This window comes from Streptomyces sp. NPDC045899, from assembly GCF_056431485.1.
In genome coordinates this window covers 472,620-492,189 of the sequence record NZ_JBWKKP010000003.1, presented here as the reverse complement: position 1 = coordinate 492,189, position 19,570 = coordinate 472,620, and the positions used below count along the sequence as shown (strand labels likewise).

The 19,570-nt window shown below is 73.8% G+C and carries 18 protein-coding genes; 8 read left to right on the top strand and 10 right to left on the bottom strand.

Annotated features, from left to right (window positions below):
* Positions 1-173 precede the first annotated feature (173 nt).
* From AC07FT_RS06825 to AC07FT_RS06810, 4 genes are all read right to left on the bottom strand, one after another.
* Positions 174-1,217 (bottom strand): methyltransferase, encoded by a 1,044-nt coding sequence (locus AC07FT_RS06825; protein ID WP_479174506.1) that lies wholly within the window; start codon positions 1,215-1,217, stop codon positions 174-176.
* Positions 1,218-1,228: 11 nt separating this feature from the next.
* Positions 1,229-2,317, bottom strand: coding sequence for a right-handed parallel beta-helix repeat-containing protein (locus AC07FT_RS06820; protein ID WP_479174504.1), 1,089 nt, complete (start codon positions 2,315-2,317; stop codon positions 1,229-1,231).
* 72 nt (positions 2,318-2,389) lie between these two features.
* Positions 2,390-3,493: an MBL fold metallo-hydrolase gene (locus tag AC07FT_RS06815; protein ID WP_479174502.1), complete on the bottom strand. Its 1,104-nt coding sequence runs from the start codon at positions 3,491-3,493 to the stop codon at positions 2,390-2,392.
* On the bottom strand, positions 3,490-4,752 hold the full coding sequence (locus AC07FT_RS06810; RefSeq protein ID WP_479174500.1) for an aminotransferase class I/II-fold pyridoxal phosphate-dependent enzyme: 1,263 nt from the start codon (positions 4,750-4,752) through the stop codon (positions 3,490-3,492). The genes AC07FT_RS06815 and AC07FT_RS06810 overlap by 4 nt, the downstream gene beginning before the upstream one ends.
* Before the next feature lie 105 nt (positions 4,753-4,857).
* Between AC07FT_RS06810 and AC07FT_RS06805 the strand changes: the two genes are divergently transcribed.
* A complete protein-coding gene (locus tag AC07FT_RS06805; RefSeq protein ID WP_479174498.1) occupies positions 4,858-5,391 on the top strand; it encodes a hemerythrin domain-containing protein in 534 nt (177 codons plus the stop codon).
* Here the strand turns inward: AC07FT_RS06805 and AC07FT_RS06800 are convergent.
* The gene (locus AC07FT_RS06800) at positions 5,315-6,103 is read right to left on the bottom strand and encodes an ANTAR domain-containing protein (RefSeq protein WP_479174496.1); all 789 of its coding nucleotides are present in this window, start codon (positions 6,101-6,103) and stop codon (positions 5,315-5,317) included. The genes AC07FT_RS06805 and AC07FT_RS06800 overlap by 77 nt on opposite strands.
* Positions 6,104-6,218: 115 nt before the next feature.
* Between AC07FT_RS06800 and AC07FT_RS06795 the strand changes: the two genes are divergently transcribed.
* Positions 6,219-7,394 (top strand): PAS domain-containing protein, encoded by a 1,176-nt coding sequence (locus AC07FT_RS06795; protein ID WP_479174494.1) that lies wholly within the window; start codon positions 6,219-6,221, stop codon positions 7,392-7,394.
* 15 nt (positions 7,395-7,409) lie between these two features.
* Here AC07FT_RS06795 and AC07FT_RS06790 read toward each other — a convergent pair whose 3' ends face one another.
* Positions 7,410-8,204 (bottom strand): SigB/SigF/SigG family RNA polymerase sigma factor, encoded by a 795-nt coding sequence (locus AC07FT_RS06790; protein WP_471193397.1) that lies wholly within the window; start codon positions 8,202-8,204, stop codon positions 7,410-7,412.
* Between the two features lie 245 nt (positions 8,205-8,449).
* On the opposite strand from AC07FT_RS06790, the gene AC07FT_RS06785 reads away from it, so the two are divergent.
* The 3 genes from AC07FT_RS06785 (at position 8,450) to AC07FT_RS06775 (ending at position 13,283) form a co-directional block, all read left to right on the top strand.
* Positions 8,450-9,415, top strand: coding sequence for a TIGR03557 family F420-dependent LLM class oxidoreductase (locus AC07FT_RS06785; protein WP_479174492.1), 966 nt, complete (start codon positions 8,450-8,452; stop codon positions 9,413-9,415).
* 8 nt (positions 9,416-9,423) lie between these two features.
* Positions 9,424-11,097, top strand: coding sequence for a thiamine pyrophosphate-requiring protein (locus AC07FT_RS06780; RefSeq protein WP_479174490.1), 1,674 nt, complete (start codon positions 9,424-9,426; stop codon positions 11,095-11,097).
* Between the two features lie 86 nt (positions 11,098-11,183).
* On the top strand, positions 11,184-13,283 hold the full coding sequence (locus tag AC07FT_RS06775; RefSeq protein ID WP_479174488.1) for a catalase: 2,100 nt from the start codon (positions 11,184-11,186) through the stop codon (positions 13,281-13,283).
* Positions 13,284-13,362: 79 nt separating this feature from the next.
* Here AC07FT_RS06775 and AC07FT_RS06770 read toward each other — a convergent pair whose 3' ends face one another.
* Positions 13,363-13,938 (bottom strand): TIGR03086 family metal-binding protein, encoded by a 576-nt coding sequence (locus AC07FT_RS06770; RefSeq protein ID WP_479174486.1) that lies wholly within the window; start codon positions 13,936-13,938, stop codon positions 13,363-13,365.
* 49 nt (positions 13,939-13,987) lie between these two features.
* Complete coding sequence (locus tag AC07FT_RS06765; RefSeq protein WP_479174485.1) at positions 13,988-14,482, bottom strand: phage holin family protein; 495 nt, start codon at positions 14,480-14,482, stop codon at positions 13,988-13,990.
* Positions 14,483-14,844: 362 nt separating this feature from the next.
* Between AC07FT_RS06765 and AC07FT_RS06760 the strand changes: the two genes are divergently transcribed.
* The 3 genes from AC07FT_RS06760 (at position 14,845) to AC07FT_RS06750 (ending at position 16,615) form a co-directional block, all read left to right on the top strand.
* On the top strand, positions 14,845-15,228 hold the full coding sequence (locus AC07FT_RS06760; RefSeq protein WP_431776789.1) for a DUF2795 domain-containing protein: 384 nt from the start codon (positions 14,845-14,847) through the stop codon (positions 15,226-15,228).
* Between the two features lie 170 nt (positions 15,229-15,398).
* Positions 15,399-16,220: a methyltransferase domain-containing protein gene (locus tag AC07FT_RS06755; RefSeq protein ID WP_479174483.1), complete on the top strand. Its 822-nt coding sequence runs from the start codon at positions 15,399-15,401 to the stop codon at positions 16,218-16,220.
* A 41-nt stretch (positions 16,221-16,261) separates the two neighbouring features.
* On the top strand, positions 16,262-16,615 hold the full coding sequence (locus AC07FT_RS06750) for a VOC family protein (protein WP_471193383.1): 354 nt from the start codon (positions 16,262-16,264) through the stop codon (positions 16,613-16,615).
* Between the two features lie 62 nt (positions 16,616-16,677).
* Here the strand turns inward: AC07FT_RS06750 and AC07FT_RS06745 are convergent, their stop codons facing one another.
* The gene (locus AC07FT_RS06745; protein ID WP_479174481.1) at positions 16,678-18,849 is read right to left on the bottom strand and encodes a DUF5107 domain-containing protein; all 2,172 of its coding nucleotides are present in this window, start codon (positions 18,847-18,849) and stop codon (positions 16,678-16,680) included.
* Positions 18,850-18,955: 106 nt separating this feature from the next.
* Positions 18,956-19,507, bottom strand: a complete 552-nt coding sequence (locus AC07FT_RS06740) for a GNAT family N-acetyltransferase (protein WP_479174479.1) — start codon at positions 19,505-19,507, stop codon at positions 18,956-18,958.
* Between the last annotated feature and the right edge of the window lie 63 nt (positions 19,508-19,570).

Sequence of the window (19,570 nt, the reverse complement as noted above, 5' to 3'; positions counted from 1 at the left end):
AGCGGGAAGGACAGCGCCCGCCGCACCTCTGTGGCCGTAGCCTGGCTGAACGCCTTCTCCTTGATGCCTCCCCCCCCCCTCCCCCCCCCCCCCCCCCCTCCCCCTCCTCCCCCCCCCCCCCCCCCCCCCCCCCCCCCCCCCCCCCCCCCCGCCCCCGACGGGGTGACGGCGGCTCAGCCCGGCACCCTGCTGTCGAAGGCGTGGAGGTAGCCGTTGACCGGGCGGACGTCGGTGACGACGAGCCCGGCGGCGGTCATCCGCTCCGTCATGCTGTCCGTGGTGTGCTTGCGGCCACCCACGTTGAGCAGCAGGAACAGATCCATCGCCGTGGTGAAGGAGGCGGGGCTGTTGTCGACGAGGTTCTCGATGACCACGACCCGGGCGCCCGGCCGCGCGGCCTTGACCACGTTGGCCAGGGTGCGGCGGGTGCTGTCGTCGTTCCACTCCAGGATGTTCTTGATGATGTACAGATCGGCCTGGACCGGGATCTCCTGACGGCAGTCGCCGGGCAGCAGCGTGGCGCGGTCGGCCAGCGGGCCGCCGTCGCGCAGCCGGGGGTCGGCGCCCGCCACCACCGGCGGCAGGTCCAGGAGCGTACCGCGCAGGGCCGGATGACGCTCCAGCAGACCGGCCAGCACATGTCCCTGGCCACCGCCGATGTCCACGACCTCCTTGATGCCCTCCAGGTCGAGGAAGGCGGCGACGTCCTCGGCGGACTGCCGGCTGGAGGTGGTCATCGCCCGGTCGAACACCCGGGCCGACTCGGGGGCGTCCTCGTGGAGGTAGCGGAAGAAGTCCTTGCCGAAGACCTCGTCGAAGATGACACCGCCGGAGCGGACCGCGTCGTCGAGTCGCGGCCATGCCTCCCAGGTCCACGGCTCGGTGCACCACAGCGAGATGTAGCGGAGGCTGTGCGGCGCGTCCTCGCGCAGCAGCCGGGAGACCTCGGTGTGGGCGAAGCGGCCGTCCTCGGTCTCGGCGAAGATGCCGCAGCAGGCCAGCGCGCGCAGCAGCCGCCGCAGCGGATCGGGCTGCGCATCGACGGCGGCGGCCAGTTCGCCGACGGTGGCGGGCTGCTCGTCCAGGGCGTCGGCGACGCCGAGCCGGGCGGCGGCGCGGACGGCGGCCGCGCGGGCGGCGCCGAAGGCGATCTCGCGCAGCTGCCGGGTCGCCTGCGGCGCGGCGGGGGCGGATGGGGTGGTCCCGGTGGTGGTCATGGCGTCGCCTCTCAGCACCGGCCCGCGGGTACGGAGCTCCCGCAGACGTTGTCGGTGAAGGTGTTCCTGGGGCCCTTGTCCCGGTCGGCCAGGTCGACCGGCCTGTTGCCGTTCATCACGTTGCGGCTGACGGCGTTGTTGGTGTTCTGTACGCCGACGAAGCTGTTGAAGAGCACCACACCGCCGGACATGGGGGTGCGGCCCTTGTTGTTGAACACCTGGTTGCCGGTCACCTGGCTCCCCGCGGAACCGGTGAGCACGATGCCCGCGCCCTGGATGGCGGGGAGCCGGTTGCTGGCCGGGCAGAGCCGGTTGTTCTCCAGCACGATGTTGTGCCGGAGGGTGAGGGCACCGGCGCGGGGCTTGTTCTCGTCGCCGATGACGAAGAGCCCGCCGCAGTTGCCGGTGATGACGTTCTGCTCGACGGTGACGTGGCGCATCCGCCGGATCACCACGCCCAGACCGTTGCCGCTCAGCCGGTTGCCCGCCACCTCGGTGCCGCGCGCGTTGAGGGCCCCGGCCTCGTGGGTGTTGGTGTTGACGATGTGGATGCCGGATTCCCGGTTGCCGCGCAGGACGTTGCGGGTGAAGGCGGCCCGGGTGGACAGCTCCTGACCGATGCCCTGCTGGCCGTTGCGGGCGGAGGTGACCCTGCGGATCCGCAGCCGGTCGGTGCGCGAGGCCCAGATGCCGTTCTTGGGGAAACCGCTGACGGTCAGCGACTGGATGCGGACATTGGTGACGGGCCGCTGGGCCGTCCCGGTGACGCACAGTCCGTGGCCCGCCTTGCCGCAGGCGTTGGCCGACGCCTTCCTGGCCGGTCTGAGCACGGTGCGGGGGCCCGCGCCGCGGATGGTCAGCCGGGAGGTGGTGATCTGGACGTTCTCCCGGTAGACACCGGGCAGCAGCCGGATGGTGTCCCCGGGCCGGGCAAGCTCCACGGCCGTCTGGATGGACTGGCCGGGACGGACGACATGGAGGGGTTCGGGTCCGCCGCTCGCCGCGGACCCGGTGGCCTGGGCGCTGGGGAGAGCGGCGAGTTCAAGGGCGAGGGCGGCCGCGGTGACAGCCGTGAGCAGGCAGAGTTTTCGTGTACGCATGAACAGGAAGCTAGGCGGGCCCCGCACCACTCGCCACTTATGATCCATTTGCCGGATTCGCCGGAATGCCCCTCATCCGAGTACGCGAGAGCCGCCGATCGGCAGGTCCCACAGTGCCTCGCGCGGAGCGCCGGTGGTCTCCCAGGCGGCCCGCACCCGGTGCAGCGGTTGCAGCGGCGGTTCGGCCGAGAGCAGGAAGGTGGACCAGTGCATGGGCACCAGCGCCCGTGCCCCCAGGTCACCGAAGGCCCGTACGGCCTCCTCCGGATCGGTGTGCACCGTCCGCAGCATCCAGCGCGGGTCGTACGCGCCGATGGGCAGCAGCGCCAGGTCGATACCCGGGTAACGGCGGCCGATCTCCCGGAACCAGTGGCCGTAGCCGGTGTCCCCGGCGAAGTACACCCGCTGTCCGTCCGGCCCGGTGAGAACCCAGCCGCCCCACAGCGAACGGCAGGTGTCGGTCAGGGTGCGTTTGCTCCAGTGGTGCGCGGGGACGAAGTCGAAGCGGACCGGGCCGCCCTCACCGCCGAGTTCGGCCCCCTCCCACCAGTCCAGCTCGGTCACCCGGGTGAAGCGGCGGGCGCGGAACCACCGGGCCAGACCGGCGGGGACGAACAGCGGGGTGGCGCGGGGCAGCCGTGCGAGGGTCGGCGCGTCCAGGTGGTCGTAGTGGTTGTGGCTGATGACGACGGCGTCCACCGGCGGCAGGTCCTCCCAGCGGACCCCGGGCGGGGTGACCCGGGCCGGGGTGCCCAGGATCCGGCGCGCCCAGACCGGGTCGGTGAGCACGGTGAGCCCGCCGATCCGGACCACCCAGGTGGCGTGGCCGACCCAGCTGAGCGCGGTCTGACCGGGTCCGGTCAGCGGCAGCGGACCGGGGGCGAAGGGGAGTTCGGGGATCTCGCGCAGCGCCTCCACCGGCGGCCGCAGCCGGCCCTCCCGGGCCAGCCGGGCGATGGCCCGCACGCCCGGCAGCGGTGAGGTCAGCCGGTGCACGAACGACCGCGGCCAGCTGCGCACCTCGCCGAGCGGACGCGGCGCGGAGAGCGCGGGCACGGACAGCGGGGACACGGCCGGGGCGGAGGCCGGAGCCGGACGGGGCCGGCCGGCGGTGGTGGCCGGGTCGCGGTGCCGCTCGGCCGGTTCCGGCTCGGCCTGCTCGGCGTGGTCGGTCATGGCGTGGACTCCCTTCCCTCGGCGGGACCCCCGCGGGGGCGTCGGCCGCCGTCCTCGGTCAGCGTCCGGAAGGCCCTGTCGAAGGCGGCCAACGCCGCCCGTACATGCGGTAGTTCCAGCGGCTCCGGCGCGTCGAGCGCACGCTGCCGCTCCTCATCGGTCGCCCCGAGGAAGGGCAGCGTGGACAGCCGGACCCGCAGGGTGTGCGGAGGGTCGCCGAACCGGTGGCCGCCCGCCACGGCGCGGCCGGTCCGCGTGCTCAGCTCACGCTCCAGCTCCACCGAGTCGGTGATGTTGCGCGCGGCCAGCACTCCGCGCAGTTCGTCGAGGTCGGCGTAGAGATGACGGCCGGCCTGGGGCGGCCGGCACAGCGCGCCCACGGCGGTGAGCGAGCGGTAGACCGCGGCGGCCACCGCGCCGTGCGCCCTGGCCGCGGCGGCGGTGCGGGCCCGCACCGGCGGGGGCTCCTCCAGCGTGTACCCGGCGGCCGCGGCGACCGGGGCGGGCAGTCCGGAGCGTACGGCGGTGAGCAGGGAGAGCACCCGGGCCCGCAGCTCCAGCCCGCGGTCGGTGGCCGGGAACCGGGCGATGGCCGCGGGCCATCCGGCCGGGGTGAACGCGCCGACCAGGTCGGAAAGCACGATCACGTCCTCGGGGCACATCTCGGCGGGGCTGAGCAGCACCGTGCCGTGCGGATGGTGGACGGTGTCCCGCCAGGTCTCATCGCTGACGATCAGCAGCCCCTCGGCCACGGCCGCCTCGCACACCTCGTGCATCAGCTCCGGCGGCGCCACCGTGCCGGTCGGGTCGTCGGCCACCGACAGCAGCAGCATCCGCGGCCGTCCGTCCTCGGCGCGGATCCGGCGGACGGTCTCCAGCAGGGCGAACGGATCGGGCAGTCCGCCGCACTCGGCGGGGACGGGCGCGTGGTAGGCCCGCCGGTCGACCAGCCGTACCAGCGGCGCGTACCAGGCGGCGCAGGGCCGGGGCAGCAGGACGTCACCGCCGGAGGCCGAGGCCAGCAGGGCGAGCAGCAGCGGTTCGGCACCGGGGGCGACCACCACATGCGCCGGGTCGGTCCACAGTCCGCGCCGTGACCAGTAGCCGCAGGCGGCGTCGCGCAGTTCGGCCGAGCCGCCGACCGGCTCCGGAGCGGTGCGGTGCGCCGCCCCGGCGAAGCGTTCGGCCAGCTCGGGGAGGACGGGCAGGCCCCCGTCGTCCCGGTCCGCCGGAGCCGGTGCGGTCCACTGCCGCTGCATCCGTCCACACCTCCGCCTGGCTGCCCCCGGTATCCGTGCTGACCTGTCCACCTTCGCAGATCTCCGGCACCGTTTCGCGGGACCGGGCCGGGGGACCCGGGCGGCATGACAGCGATGCCCGAACAGCGCGATGTGGTGGAGCTGCTCACCGAGGAGCACCGTCAGGTGCAGGAGCTCTTCGACGGCTACCGGGCGGCCGGGGACCCGGCGCGGCGGCGGCGGCTGGTGGAGCGGATCACCGTGGAGGTGGTGCGGCACTCGGTGGCCGAGGAGAGCCATCTGTATCCGACGGTGCGCACGGCCCTGCCGGACGGCGATCAGATCGCGGACGAGGAGATCGAGGAGCTGGCCGAGGCGGAACGGATCCTGGCCGAGCTGGACGCGCTGGACCCCCGGGACCGGGAGTTCGACCCGCTGGTGCGGCGGCTGATGGATGTGGTGTCCATGCATATCCGCGGTGAGGAGGACCTGGTCTTCCCCGAGCTGCGAGAACGGCTCACCGCCGAGGAGCTGCTGGTCCTGGGCCTGCGGGTCGGGGAGACGACGGCTCCGGTGCCGCCGCTCAGCCCGGAGGGCCCTGGCCCGGGGCGGACCCTCGCCGACCGCGTCCGGGAGCGGCTGACCGGTCGAGGGCGATGAGGTTCTTCTCCAGCCCCCGGCCGCGGGTGCGCACCACGGTCCCGGCCAGCTCGGTGAGCTTGCGGTTGCTCCGCTGGGAGGTGCGGCGCAGCAGGTCGAACGCCTCGTCCGGATCGCAGCCCAGCACATGCATGACGATGCCGCACGCCTGGTCGACGACGGGGCGGGAGCGGAGCGCCGCGTCCAGCTGGTCGACCTGGGCGAGGGCGTCGCGGTAGAGGCGGTCGCGGGCCAGGCTCTCGGTGGCCAGGTCGCCGAGGAGTTCGGTGGTGCCGCGGGCGGCCTCCGCCAGGGGGCCGGGGCGGAGCCCGTAGAGCGAGACGGTCACCTCCAGCCCGTCGCAGGCGAAGGGCAGGGTGACGGTGGAGCGGATGCCCGCGTCCAGCGCCCAGGCACGGAAGGCCGGCCAGCGGGTCTCCCGCAGGAGATCGTCGGCGCCGACCGGGCAGCCGCCCCGCTGGGCATCGGGGATCGGCCCCTCCCCGGCGCTCAGCTGCACCGAGACCAGCGAGGACAGATCGGGGTGGGTGGCCGCCGTGGCCGGGCCGCCGTCGGCGGCGGACCCCTGTCCGTCCGGCGCGGCCATGGCGGTGGCGGCGGCGCCGCATCCGGTGGGGGTGTGGGCCAGCGCCTGTTCGGCGAGGTCGGCCAGCCCGCGGCCCAGGGACGGGGCGTCGGGCTGACAGGGGCGGCTGTGGCTGCGGTCCGGCATCACCCCTCCCTCCGTCGTCCTCGGCTGGCTGCCGTACGGTTGCGGCTTCCCACAGCGGTGTGCGGAAAACCACAGCCGGGCCGTGCACCGGAGACGATCACGCTACGGTGTGCCCATGACCGGGGCGCAGGAGTTCGGCGCGGAGCTCACAGACTTCCGCAGACGGGTCGAGGAACTGAGGAACGCGCGGGCGCTTCCCGCGCAGGAGCGGCTGTCCGTACTGGACGCCGCTCTTTTCGAGCTCCAGCACGTGGTGGACGTGCTGGTGCCGCGCTACGAGGAGCTGGCCGGGACGGCGCGCGCCCCGGACGGGTCCCGGTCCGACGCCCGTGAGCAGCAGTTGCTGCGGGTGCTGTTCCAGCACGTGCCGGTGGCGGTGGTGCTGCTGGACCGCGAGGCGGTCGTACGGCGGATGAACGAGGCGGCCACCCGGCTGTTCAACACCCGGGCGGGCTACGCCACCGGGCGGCCGCTGGCCTCGTCGCTGCGCCGGGACGGCCAGGCGGCGCTGCGCTCCCAGGTGGCCGCGGTGGCCCGGGGCGAGGGCGGCCGCAGTCTGACGGTGCGCCTCTCCCAGCCCTCGGCGGAGGGCGAGGTACGGGTGACCCTGGCGGCGCTGCGGCCACCGGGCGAACCGCATCCTGCGGTGCTGGCGGCGTTCCAGCCCGGGGTGCCCGCCGAGGCCGACGGCGCGCCGGATGCGCGGAAGCCGCGTCCGGGTCCCGACCTTGCCGAGGTGACCCGCCATGCGGAGCTGCTGGACCTGGTCGACGACATGACCGCGGCGCTGCTGGCGGGCGCGGCACCGGCCGACGGCGGACCGGAGGCGGTGCTGGCGCGGGCGGCGGAGGTGCTGCACGGCCGGTTCGCGGACTGGGTGATAGCCGACCTGGCGCCGGAGAAGCCCTCCGGGTCGCCGCGCCGGGTGGTGGCGCTCGGCCCGCCGGAGGCGGTCGGCGACCGGGTCGCGTCGCTGACCGAACAGGACCCGGCGGACTGTCCGCTGGTGCTGGACGCGCTGGAGGACGGGGTGTCGGCGCTGCGGGTGAGCCCGCCGGACGCGGACGCCTTCGGCCGGGACGCGGAGGGGGCACCGGTGCTGGTCCGCGAGGAGGTGACCTCGCTGTTGTGCATACCCCTGCGCACCGCGCCCGACCGTCCGGTCCGGGGTGCGCTGACCCTGTTCCGGGTGGGCGGACGGGATGGTTTCGCGATGGCCGAGGCCGGGGTGGCGGACCGGGTCGGCCGCCATATCGCGCTGGCGCTGCCGCGTCCGGCGTCCGGATCCTGACCCGGCCCGCCCGGCTCAGGCGGCGTCCGCTCCGGCCTCCTCGCCCAGCCGGGCGCAGGTGCGGGAGATGAGCCGGGAGACATGCATCTGGGACAGGCCCATCCGGTCGGCGATCCGGCTCTGGGTCTCGTCACAGAAGAACCGCAGGTAGAGGATCTCCCGCTCACGTTCGGGCAGGGCCCGCAGCCGGGGCCGCAGGGATTCGCGCTGGACCACCCGCTCGTACGACGGCTCGGTCGACCCGAGGGTGTCCACCAGCGCGTAACCGTCGTCGGCGCCGCGCAGTTCGGCGTCCAGGGAGAGCGGGGCGAAGCTGCCCAGGGCCTCCAGGCCGACGCGGACGTCCTCCTCGCTCATCCCGGTGTGGGCGGCGATCTCGGCGGCGCCGGGGGTCCGGTCGTCCGGGGTGCGGGTCAGCTCCTGGAGAGCGGTGCGGACCCGGTTGCGCAGTTCCTGGACCCGCCGCGGGACGTGCAGCCCCCACAGGTGGTCACGGAAGTGCCGCTTGACCTCGCCGACGACGGTCGGCACGGCATAGCTCTCGAAGGCCGGGCCGCGCTCCGGGTCATATCCCCGGACCGCCTTGACCAGCCCGACCATGGCGACCTGGCGCAGGTCCTCGGTCGCCTCGCCCCGGTTGCGGAACCGGAGGGCCAGCCGTTCGGCCATGGGCATCCAGGCCCGGACCACCTCTTCGCGCAGGGCCTCCTTGGCGGGGCCGTCGGGCAGGGCGGAGATCCGGTGGAAGGCCGCCACGGTGTCGGGGGCGTCGTCGTGCGGATGTCGGGAGCGTGCTCGTACGGATGTCATGCGCCGGTGTCTCCCTTGAGCTATGGTCGGATCACCAAAAGGAGCAAAACCGGACAGAGTCGGCGACCAGTCGAGACACGCCTCCCGCAGCCAGGCTGCTCCATGGCGTGCCTCCGGTCCGAAGCACACCGTGCGCCTGCCCGTCGCGAGCCCCGCCAAACCAGGCCGAACCAGGTTTTCTTCCCGGCATCCCCCGGTATCCCCCGGCTGTCCGTCGCACCGGCTGCCCGCCACGAGGAGGGCTCATGACCGAGTACGGCTACTTCCTGGCCGCCGAAGAACACGGACCCGCCGCACTCGTCGAACAGGCACGGATGGCGGAGCAGGCCGGATTCAGCGCCCTGTGGATCTCCGACCACTTCCACCCCTGGACCGGCGCCCAGGGCCAGAGCCCCTTCGTCTGGTCGGTCATCGGCGCCCTCTCCCAGGCCACCAGTCTGCCCGTGCAGACCGCGGTGACCTGCCCCATCCTGCGGATCCACCCAGCGGTCACCGCCCAGGCCGCGGCGACCAGCGCGGTGCTGCTGGAGGGCCGGTTCCGGCTGGGCGTGGGCACCGGCGAGGCGCTCAACGAGCACGTACCGGGCGGTCCGTGGCCCCAGGCGTCGATCCGGCTGGAGATGCTGGAGGAAGCCGTCTCGGTGATGCGCCGGCTCCTGGACGGCCAGGAGGTGAGCCACCACGGCAAGCACTACACGGTGGAGAACGCGCGGCTGTACACGCTGCCCGAGGAGCCGGTGCCCATCGACATCGCCGCCGCCGGTCCGGCCGCCGCGGAGCTGGCCGGACGGGTCGGCGACGGCTTCATCACCATGGTCCCGGACGCGGAGATCGTGGCGCGGTTCCGCCGCGGCAGCGGCGCGAGCGGCAACTCCAAACCCGTGCGCGGCGGACTCAAGGTCTGCTGGGGCACCGACCCCTACGAGACGCTGGGCACGGCCCACCGGCTGTGGCCGAACCTGGGGCTCCCCGGGGAACTGGCCCAACTGCTGCCCACCCCGGCCCATTTCGAGCAGGCCGCCGAGCTGGTCACCCCCGAACAGCTCGCGGGCCGGGTGACCTGCGGCGACGACCCGGAGGCACACACCCGGGCGCTCGCGGCGTACGCCGAGGCCGGTTTCGACACCGTCTACGTCAATCAGATCGGTCCCGACCAGCGCGGGTTCTTCGACTTCTACCGCACCAAAGTGCTGCCCCAGCTGCCGGGTTGAGGCCGGCCATGACCGGGACCGTGGCCGATCACCTCCTCGCCCGGCTCGGTGAGTGGGGTGTGGCGCATGTCTTCGGCTGTCCCGGCGACGGTCTCGGCGGACTGCTCGCGGCCTGGGAGCGGGTGCGGGACGCACCGCGGTTCATCCGCTCCGGACACGAGGAGCTGTCCGCCCTGGAGGCCGTCGGCTACGCCAGGTTCAGCGGTCGGCTCGGAGTCTGCGCGGCGCCCTCGGGACCGGGCGCGGTCCAGCTGCTGGGCGGGCTGTACGACGCCAAACTGGACCGTGTCCCGGTGGTGGCGCTGGTCGGACAGGCCCCCCGCAGCGCGATGGGCGGCTCGTACCCGCGCGAGGTGGACCTGCCCGCCCTGTTCCAGGACGTCGCCTCCGCGTTCCTGGAGACCGTGACCGTTCCCGAGCAGCTGCCGAATGTGCTGGACCGGGCGATCCGCACCGCCTACGCGCGCCGCGCCCCCACCGCCGTGATCGTCCCGTCCGATGTGCAGGAGCTCGTGTACGCACCGCCCGGTCACGCGTCCGCGATGGTGCCCTCCAGCCTCGACCGCAGCGGCTGGTCCGCGGTGCCGTCCGGTGCCGCGCTGGAGCGGGCCGCGGAGGTGCTCAACGCCGGTGACCGGGTGGCCGTGCTGATCGGCCGGGGTGCCGCCCGGGCCCGTGCCGAGGTGCGGCGGGTGGCCGAACGGCTCGGCGCGGGCGTGGCCAAGGCGCTGCTCGGACTGGACGCGCTCAGCGATGAACTCCCCTACGTCACCGGGCCGATCGGACCGCTGGGCACCCGTCCCTCCTACGAGCTGATGCGGGACTGCGACACCCTGCTGACGGTCGGCTCCAGCTTCCCGTACAGCCACCACCTCCCCGAGAGCGGCGTGGTACGGGCGGTTCAGATCGATCTCGACCCCCATATGATCGGGCTCCGTTACCCCTACGAGGTCAATCTGGTCGGCGACGCCCGGGAGACCCTGCTGCGGCTGCTGCCCCTGCTGCACCGCGCCGAGGACCGTGCCTGGCAGGACGGGGTCGTGGCGGGCGTCCGGCGGTGGCGGCGGGCGCTGGCGCACCGCGCGGCACTGCCCGCCGACCCCCTCAACCCCGCGTACGTGGCCGATCGCCTGGATCCGCTGCTGCCCCCGGACACCATCGTCACCTGCGACTCCGGAGCCGTCGCCCCCTGGTACGCGCGCCATCTGCGGATGCGCGGCGAGCTGCGCGCCGCGCTGTCGGGCACGCTCGGCACGGCGGGGTGCGCCGTCCCGTACGCGATCGGGGCGAAGTTCGCCCGTCCCGAACGGCCGGTGGTGGCGCTGGCCGGGGACGGCGCGATGCGCAGGACCGGCCTGGCCGGACTGATCACGGCCGCCGCGTACCGCGACGCCTGGGAGAACCCGCGGCTGGTCATCGGCGTCTGGCACGACCGGGAGGACGGGGGCGCGGCGCCGCGGGGCAGTCCCGAGGTCCCCTACGCGGGGTTCGCCCGGTCCCTCGGGCTGACCGGGATCCGGGTGGAGCGGCCGGAGTACGTGGAACAGGCGTGGCGCGAGGCACTGACGGCGGACGGCCCGGCGGTGGTGGAGTTCCGGACCGACCCCGGGGTGACACCGCTGCCGCCGGACGCGGACTGGGAGGAGTGGGAGGGCCCGGCGGAGACCGGCGAGGACCGGTGAACCGGGGAGGGAGCACATGCCATGACGGAACCGAAGGCGTTCGACGAGGCGCCTGTACAGGAGCTCGCGACGAAGGGAGCCTCCCCATGACGGACGACCGCAAGGAGCGGCAGCGCGAGGCGTACCGAGCCGCCGAACCCGCCGAGGGCCCCCTCACCACCGACCAGGGCGTGGCGGTGGACCACACCGACGACTCGCTGTCGGCGGGTGACCGCGGCCCCACGCTGATGGAGGACTTCCACTTCCGCGAGAAGCTGACGCACTTCGACCACGAGCGGATCCCCGAGCGCGTGGTGCACGCCCGGGGAGCGGGCGCGTACGGCTACTTCGAACCGTATGAGTCCTGCGCGGAGTTCACCCGGGCGGCCTTCCTCCAGGACCCGTCGGTGCGCACCCCGGTCTTCGTCCGGTTCTCGACCGTGCAGGGACCGCGCGGTTCGGCGGACACCGTGCGCGACGTCCGGGGCTTCGCGACGAAGTTCTACACCTCGGAGGGCAATTACGATCTTGTCGGCAACAACATGCCGGTCTTCTTCATCCAGGACGGCATCAAGTTCCCCGACTTCGTGCACGCGCTCAAGCCGGAGCCGCACAACGAGATCCCCACCGGTGCGTCCGCCCATGACACGCTGTGGGACTTCGTCTCGCTCCAGCCCGAGACGATGCACATGATCATGTGGCTGATGTCGGACCGGGCGATCCCGCGCAGCTACCGCATGATGCAGGGGTTCGGGGTGCACACCTTCCGCTTCGTGAACGCGCGCGGCAAGGGCACCTTCGTGAAGTTCCACTGGAAGCCCCGGCTGGGGGTGCACTCGCTGGTGTGGGACGAGGCCCAGGAGTGCCAGGGCCGGGACCCGGACTTCAACCGGCGCGATCTGTGGACGGCGATCGCGTCGGGCGAGTACCCGGAGTACGAGCTCGGGGTGCAACTGGTCGCGGAGGAGGACGAGTTCACCTTCGACTTCGACCTGCTCGACGCCACGAAGATCATTCCGGAGGAGCAGGTGCCGGTGCGGCCGATCGGCCGGATGGTGCTGGACCGCAATCCGCACAACTTCTTCGCCGAGACCGAACAGGTCGCCTTCCACACCGCGAACGTGGTCCCCGGGATCGACTTCACCAACGACCCGCTGCTCCAGGCGCGCAACTTCTCCTACCTGGACACCCAGCTGATCCGGCTGGGCGGCCCCAACTTCGCGCAGATCCCGGTCAACCAGCCGGTCTCCCCGGTGCGCACCAACCAGCGCGACGGCCTCCACCAGAGCGCGATCCACACCGGTACCCACTACTCCCCCAACTCCCTGGGCGGTGGCTGCCCGGCCATCGCCGGACCGGACGGCTACGCCTTCTCCCACTACGCGGAGCGGGTGGACGGCGCCAAGATCCGCAAGCGCAGCGCCAGCTTCCAGGACCACTACAGCCAGGCGGCGCTGTTCTGGAACAGCATGAGCGCATGGGAGCGCCGGCACATCGTCGACGCCTTCCGCTTCGAACTGGGCAAGGTCGGGACGGTGGAGATCCGGGAACGGACGGTCGGCGAGCTGGCTCGTATCGACCACGGCCTGGCCACCGCGGTGGCCGAGGGCATCGGGGTCGCCGTGCCCGCGCCCGGTCCGGAGGACCACAAGCCGCTGGTCTCCCCCGCGCTCAGCCTCGACCTGCTGCGCGGTGACCATTCGATCCGCACCCGCACCATCGCGGCGCTGGTCACCGACGGGGTGGACACCGTCCAGCTCGGCCAGGCGAAGGAGGCACTGACCGCGCGGGGCGCCGTGGTGGAGGCCCTGGCCCCGCACGACGGCACGGTACGGGGCAGCGACGGCGAGGACTGTCCGGTGGACCGGGCGCTGCCGACCGTCGCGTCGGTGCTCTACGACGCGGTGCTGCTGCCCGGCGGCCCGGTCGGCACCCCGGACCTGTCCTCCGACAGCGCGGCGATGCGGTTCGTCCGGGACGCGTACCGGCACGCCAAGCCGATCGGCGCGCTGGGCTCGGGGGTGGGACTCCTGGCGGCGCTGGAGACCGAGGGACTGCACATCGCCTCGGGCCACGGCCATGTGTGCGCGGACCACGGAGTGGTCACGGACACCACGACGGGTGCGGCGAGCGAGGAGTTCACCCGGGCGTTCACCGAGGCCGTCGCCGCGCACCGCCACTGGGACCGGCCCGCGGCGCGCTGCTGAGGCGGGGCGTGCTCCGGAGCGGGGCGTGCTCCGGAGCGGGCCCCGCTCCGGAGCACGCCGGGCGCCGCGCCTCGGGGCGCTATGCCTCGCGGCCGAGGAGGGCCAGCAGCTTGGTCTGCGCGTCGGCGCCCGGCGGCGGTTCCACCGGGGCGGCGAACAGTCCGCTCTCCTCCAGGTCGGCGGCGTACGGTGCGACCTCGCGGACCGAGAAGTCCACCAGCGGCCGGGGGATGCGCTCATCCGCGCCGATGGCCCGCGCCAGGTCCCAGGCGTGCACGACCGCGTCCGCGGTCATCTGGGCGCAGTAGTGCGCGGCGGGGGTCTCACCGAAGGAGAGGTCCACCGTCCGGTCGAGGGCACCGGACTCCCGGAACGCCGCGCGGGCATCGGCCGCGACCGCGTCCCAGGTGGCGACCGGGTCCTCGCCCAGCAGATCGCCCTCCAGGGCCTCGCCCTGGTCGGCGAGGCTGGATCCCTCCGTCACCAGGGGCGGCACCCACATCTGCTCGACGGCCAGGTGGTTCACCAGGTCGCGTACGGTCCACTCGGTGCAGGGCGTCGGGGCGGCCCACTGGTCCGGGGTGATCGCGTGCACCCGCTCGGTGAACAGGTCCAGCGCCTCGGCGTACCGGGCCAGCAGCGGTTGATCGGCCATGGTGCTCCTCGTCGTGCCGCCCCCGGCGGCGGTCGTCCCCCGTCAGGGGTCAGCCCCGGTGCGGCGGACCCGGTGGTTCGGCGGGCGGCTCGGGTGGCGTGGACGGCGCCGGTGGGGTGGCCGGGGCCGAAGGCTCCCCGGCGCCCAGCCGGGACCTGGGCGCCCACTGGGCCTGCGGCCGGGCCCGCGGTGGCTGACCCGCGGAGTTCTTGAGGACCGCGGCCAGCACCATCAGCATCGCGCCGACGATCAGCGCCGCCGCCCAGCCCGGCATCGCGAGCGCGAACAGCAGCACCAGGCACGCGGTGAACACCGCCCCCGCGTAGAACGCGACCGCCGCCGCGCCGCCCCAGAGCCGGACGGTCCGCTGCCGGGACCGCTCCCGCAGCTCCTCCCGTATCTCATCCCGTATCTCGTCCCGCAGGACGCGCAGCTCCTTGCGGACCTCTTCGCGCACGATCCGGGCGACCGGATCCGACGGCTCCCCCGCCGACGGCACGGCCGGCCCGTCCCCCGGCCCCGGACGGGCCGATTCTTCAGTCATACGCGCCGGGTACCCGTGGCCCACCGCTGCTAACACCGAGCCGGGCGCCCGGCGCGCGCACAGGGGCCACGGCGCCGGGCACGGGCCCCTGATCTCCCGCGCCCGGCGCCGCTCTCACTCCCTGCGGGCCGCTCGGCCGACCCCCGGGTCCCCCTCGGGACGACGGCCAAACCTGCCGCGAACAGGAGTCCTGTCCAATTGGCCGAACCTCGTGTTGAAGACGCGTCGACGGGTACGCAAGGGGCACGGCGGGATGACCGGAACCGGCCGTACCGCCGAACGGGGGCGAGAAACGGAGTGAAAGGGACCTCGGGACCATCGACCAGCCCGAGGTGACACGGACCCGCTGGAAGGGGACCGACATGCAGCGAGGCAGCAACCGGGTGAGCGTCCGCAGGGACGACGAGATGAAGCACGAGCTCCAGGGCCTGATCCGCTCCGGACACCCGACGCGGGTGGAGGAGTGGCATGACCCGGAACCCGCCGCCGATGACGATCCGCCGGTCATGACCGGACCGGTGCCCTCCCCCGGGACGGGCGGCGAGGCGGAGGCCGTGCGGTTCGAGTTCGCCCGGCGTCTGGGACGTACGACGTTCCCCGCGGAGCGCGGCACCGTGCTGCGCACCCTGGAGGAGCGCCACGCCCCGGACCGGCTGATCGCCCTGGCCGAGGAGCTGCCCTCGGACCGCACCTACCACACGGTCGGGGAGGTGGTCTCGGCCCTCGGCCTGCGGCCCGGGGCGTAGCCGGACCTCGGGAGGGAGGGAGCGGCGCCGCGGGTGTGCGGCGCCACTCCCTCCCACCTTCTACATAGTGAGACGGCACTCTCGCGATTCGAGATGAGCTTCTAGGGTGGAGCCGTGCCCGGCCACCGGGCCGGCACGTCAACCCCGAGGACGCGAAGGGGAGTTCCGCCATGTCGTCCGCCCTGCCGAAGGACACCGCCGTGTACACCCACGGACACCATGAATCGGTGCTGCGCTCGCACACCTGGCGCACGGCGGCCAACTCCGCGGCCTATCTGACCGGCCATCTCGAACCCGGGATGCGGATCCTGGACATCGGCTGCGGCCCCGGCACGATCACCGCGGACCTGGCCGAGCTGGTACCGGAGGGCGAGGTGGTCGCGGTCGACGCCGACAGCGGCGTACTGGAGCGGGCGCGGGCGGTGGCGGAGGAGCGGGGGCTGTCCCATATCCGCTTCGCGGTCGCCGATGTCCACGGGCTGGACCACCCGGACGACGCGTTCGACGTGGTCCACGCCCATCAGGTGCTCCAGCACGTCGGCGACCCGGTGCGGGCGCTGCGCGAGATGCGGCGGGTGTGCCGTCCGGGCGGGCTGGTGGCGGTGCGGGACAGCGACTACGCGGCCATGGCCTGGCACCCCTCCGTTCCGGGAATGGACGAGTGGCTGGATCTGTACCGGCGGGTCGCCCGCGCCAACGGCGGGGAACCGGACGCCGGACGACGGCTGCGCTCCTGGGCGCTGGCCGCCGGCTTCACGGACCTCACCGCGACCGCCACCGCCTGGTGCTACGCGACCCCCGAGGAGCGGTCCTGGTGGAGCAGGCTGTGGGCGGACCGTACGGTCGCTTCCGGATACGCCCGGCTCGCGGTGGACGGGGGCCATACGACCGAGGCCGGACTGCGGGAGATCGCGGACGCCTGGCGGGCCTGGGGAGCGTGCGCGGACGGCTGGTTCGCCGTCCTGCACGGTGAACTCCTCTGCCGTGTCTGAGCGGTGCGACCGCGCACGGCGGTTCAACTAGGCTCGCGCGTATGGACATTCTCGGGACTTCACTGCGCGTATGCGTCGACGACCTGGACTCGGCGATCCCCGTCTATGAACGACTGACCGGTGCCGAGGCGTTCCGCTTCCAGCGCGGAGGAGTCTCGGTCGCGGCGGTCGGCTGCTTCTTCCTGATGAGCGGTCCGGAGTCGGAGCTGTCGATCCTCCGCAAGATCACGGCCACGCTCGCGGTGAAGGACGTGGACGAGGCGGTGGCCGACCTGACCGCCGTGGGCGCGCAGATCGTCGCCGGTCCCCTGCCCGCGCCGGTGGGCCGCACCCTGGTGGCCCGCCACCCCGACGGCTCGGTCTTCGAGTACGTCGACCGCAACCCGACGGCCTGACGGTCCCCGGGGCCTGACGGTCCCCGGGACGTGCCGGCCCCTGGGCCGCGCCGGGCCCGGGGCTACGACGGGCGCATCCGGAATTCGTAGGGCTCGGGAAGGGGGTGTTCGGCCCTCGCCCGCGCCCGCGTCCGGTCCGTCCGCGGTTCGCCCGGCCGCGCGGTCAGCGCCTCGGCGATGGCGAACCAGGTGTCGCTCAGCGCCTCGTCGCCCTCGCGCAGATCGCAGACCTCGAACCCCTCGTCGAAGACGGCCCGGGCGGAAGCTGCGTCGCCCTGGGCCAACAGCACCTGTGCCCGCAGCAGTTGGAAACGACCCCGGGCGCGGATCTCCGGGCGCAGCGCCTCCAGCACCGCGCGGGCGTCGTCGGCGCGGTCCACGGCGAGCAGCGCGACCACCGCCTCCCGGCCCAGCGCCGCCTCGGCCGCCTCGCCGGCGGAGCCGTCCGGGCCGGCTTCCGGGCCGGCGGGGGCGGGTGGCGCGACGACCGAGACGGCGCGGCGTGCGCCCGCGGCGTCCATGGCGTCGGGTGCGGCGGCGTCCGGTGCGGGCGCGGCCTCTTCGGTGGCCGCCCTTCCGGCGCCGGTCAGCACCAGCCGTACCGCACGCAGGAGCCGTTCCGCCGCCCGCGAGGGATGACCCGCCTCGCTGTCGGCGACGGCGAGACAGCGCAGCGCCCAGGGGGTCTCGGCACACCGCAGCGACCGCTCCCAGCTGCGCTCGGCCTGCGCCCGGTCGCCCGCGTGCCACTGGGCGACACCCAGGTGGTACTCGGCGGCGGCCGTGGCCGGTGCGGCCTCCAGCAGATCGCGCCAGGCCGGGGAGACCAGGGACGCACCGGGGTCGGCCTGGACGCGGCCCGCCTCCCAAGCAGGGAACGCCCCGGAGCGCAACAGCCGCTGCCAGGGCAGCTGTTCCTCGCCCAGGGTGCCGGGGTCGAAGGGGGTGCCGGGCAGCCGGTGGCCACCGCGCTCGACCTCCAGCGCGCCCCATCCGGACCCGGTGGCGAGGCGCTGCTGCGGTGCGGCGTCGGCGTACGGCCGCCAGGCGTCGTACGCGGCCTCGACGGTGGCGCGCGGCAGCGCCGCTTCGAGCCGTTCCCCGGCCGCCCGCCGGGCCGCCGCCCAGTCCTCGCCGTGCACGGCTGCCGGGTCGGCGGACAGCGGTCCGTACGCCTCCAGCCAGGCGAACTCCTCCCCCGCCTCAAGGGGAATGTGCTCCAGCTGGGTGCGGGCCAGCCCGGCCTGGATCTCGGCGTAGCCCCCGGTGCCGGGTTCGGTGAGCCAGCGCTGCCAGCGACGGCCGCCGGGTCCCGCGCCCCACAGGAAGAGCTTGCGGCCGCGCAGCAGATCGGTGGAGGTCTGCACGAGGCCGTGGCCCCGGGCGTCCAGGGAGGCGATCCAGCGGCGGGCGTCCTCGGGCAGTTCGTAGAAGTAGTCGGCGGGGTGGGTGCCGCGCAGCGGATAGCTGCGGTCGGCGCCGTTCCACTCGGGGACCGGGACCCGCGTGAGAGTGCGGGTGTAGCCGAAGTGCCACGCCTCGTCGGCGGGGGCGAGGACACGGGTGCCCTCGTCCTCGGGGACGGCGATGTTGGACCACCAGTAGACGGGGGCGGGGTGGTGGTGCGGATTGCGGATCCGTACGCCCACGTAGAGGAACGCGGAGTCGGCGGGCAGCCACAGATCGACCTGGAAGGGCAGGTCGCGCAGCCGCTCCCACTCCCACAGCCGCACCATCGCGCCCCCGTCGGCGGCGTCGGGCGCGGGTACCCGGGCGGCGTGCAGGGGCGCGCAGGACAGTGTGGTGTGGCCGGTGGCGCCGATGTTCCACTCGATGCCGCCGGAGAACCAGGCGCCGTTGAGCGCGAAGTCGGCGGGCTGGAACACCGGGTTGCGGTAGAGGAGTTCCCGGCCGCCGGGCTTGTGGTGGAGGGAGTGCACCCGGCCGCCGAGTCCGGGCAGCACGGTGACGCGGAGGTGGTCGTTCTCCAGGACGAGGGCGTCGAGCGCGCTTCGCACACGGTCCCGGCCGTAGCCGTCGAGCAGCCGCACCGGGAGCACCGAGCGCAGCGGGCGGTAGGCGACCTGACGGGCCATATCGGCGGGGAGGGTGGCGCGAACGCGTTCGTCGACGCGGTGGGTCTCGTCGAGCGGGCGCAGCGCGGGCAGGGGGTTCCCGGGCCCGAGCGGAGCGGCGGGAAGGGTCAGGGTGGTACGTCGCACGGTCGTGGCCACTGGCTGCCTCGTTCCGACTGGCTCGGGTCACCTCTGCTGTGGCGACCGTCCGATGACCATGCAACCGCGTCGGCGGCCCGGTGAACAGAGCCGCCGCGCACCGGGGTCAGCCGCCGGGGGTGGCTTCGAGCATCTCGCTGGTGATGGCCCAGCGCTCGTGGTCGCGCCATGCGCCCCCGATGTGGAGGAAGTCGGGTGAGAAGCCCTCCAGCCGGAGGCCGTGGCGCTTCACCAGCCGCAGCGACGCCTCGTTGCCCGGCTGGATGTTGATCTCGATGCGGTGCAGTCCGAGCGGGCCGAAGGCATGGCGCAGGACCAGTCCGAGGGCCTCGGACATATAGCCCTCTCCGGCGTACGGCGTGAACGCCCCGTAGCCGATGGAACCGCACTGGAAGGCGCCGCGCACGATGGCGTTGATGTTGATGAACCCGGCGAGGGCGCCGGTCTCGCGGACGCAGACGAGGAAGCCCTCGCGGTCCTCGCGCTCCAGCTGGGAGATGAACCCCGCGTATGCCTGGTCGGTGGTGGGGAGGGCCAGCCAGGGGCGGTGGAACCCGGCGCTCGCGCGGGCGCACCGGATGAACTCCGCGCGGTCCTCGCGCCGGTGGGGCCGGATGGCCGCGCGGGCTCCCTCGGCGACATACGGATGATCAGGCATGGGGTCATGATGGTACGGAGCGGTGGCCCGCGCCACCGCTCCGCCCACGCCCCCGCGGAGGAC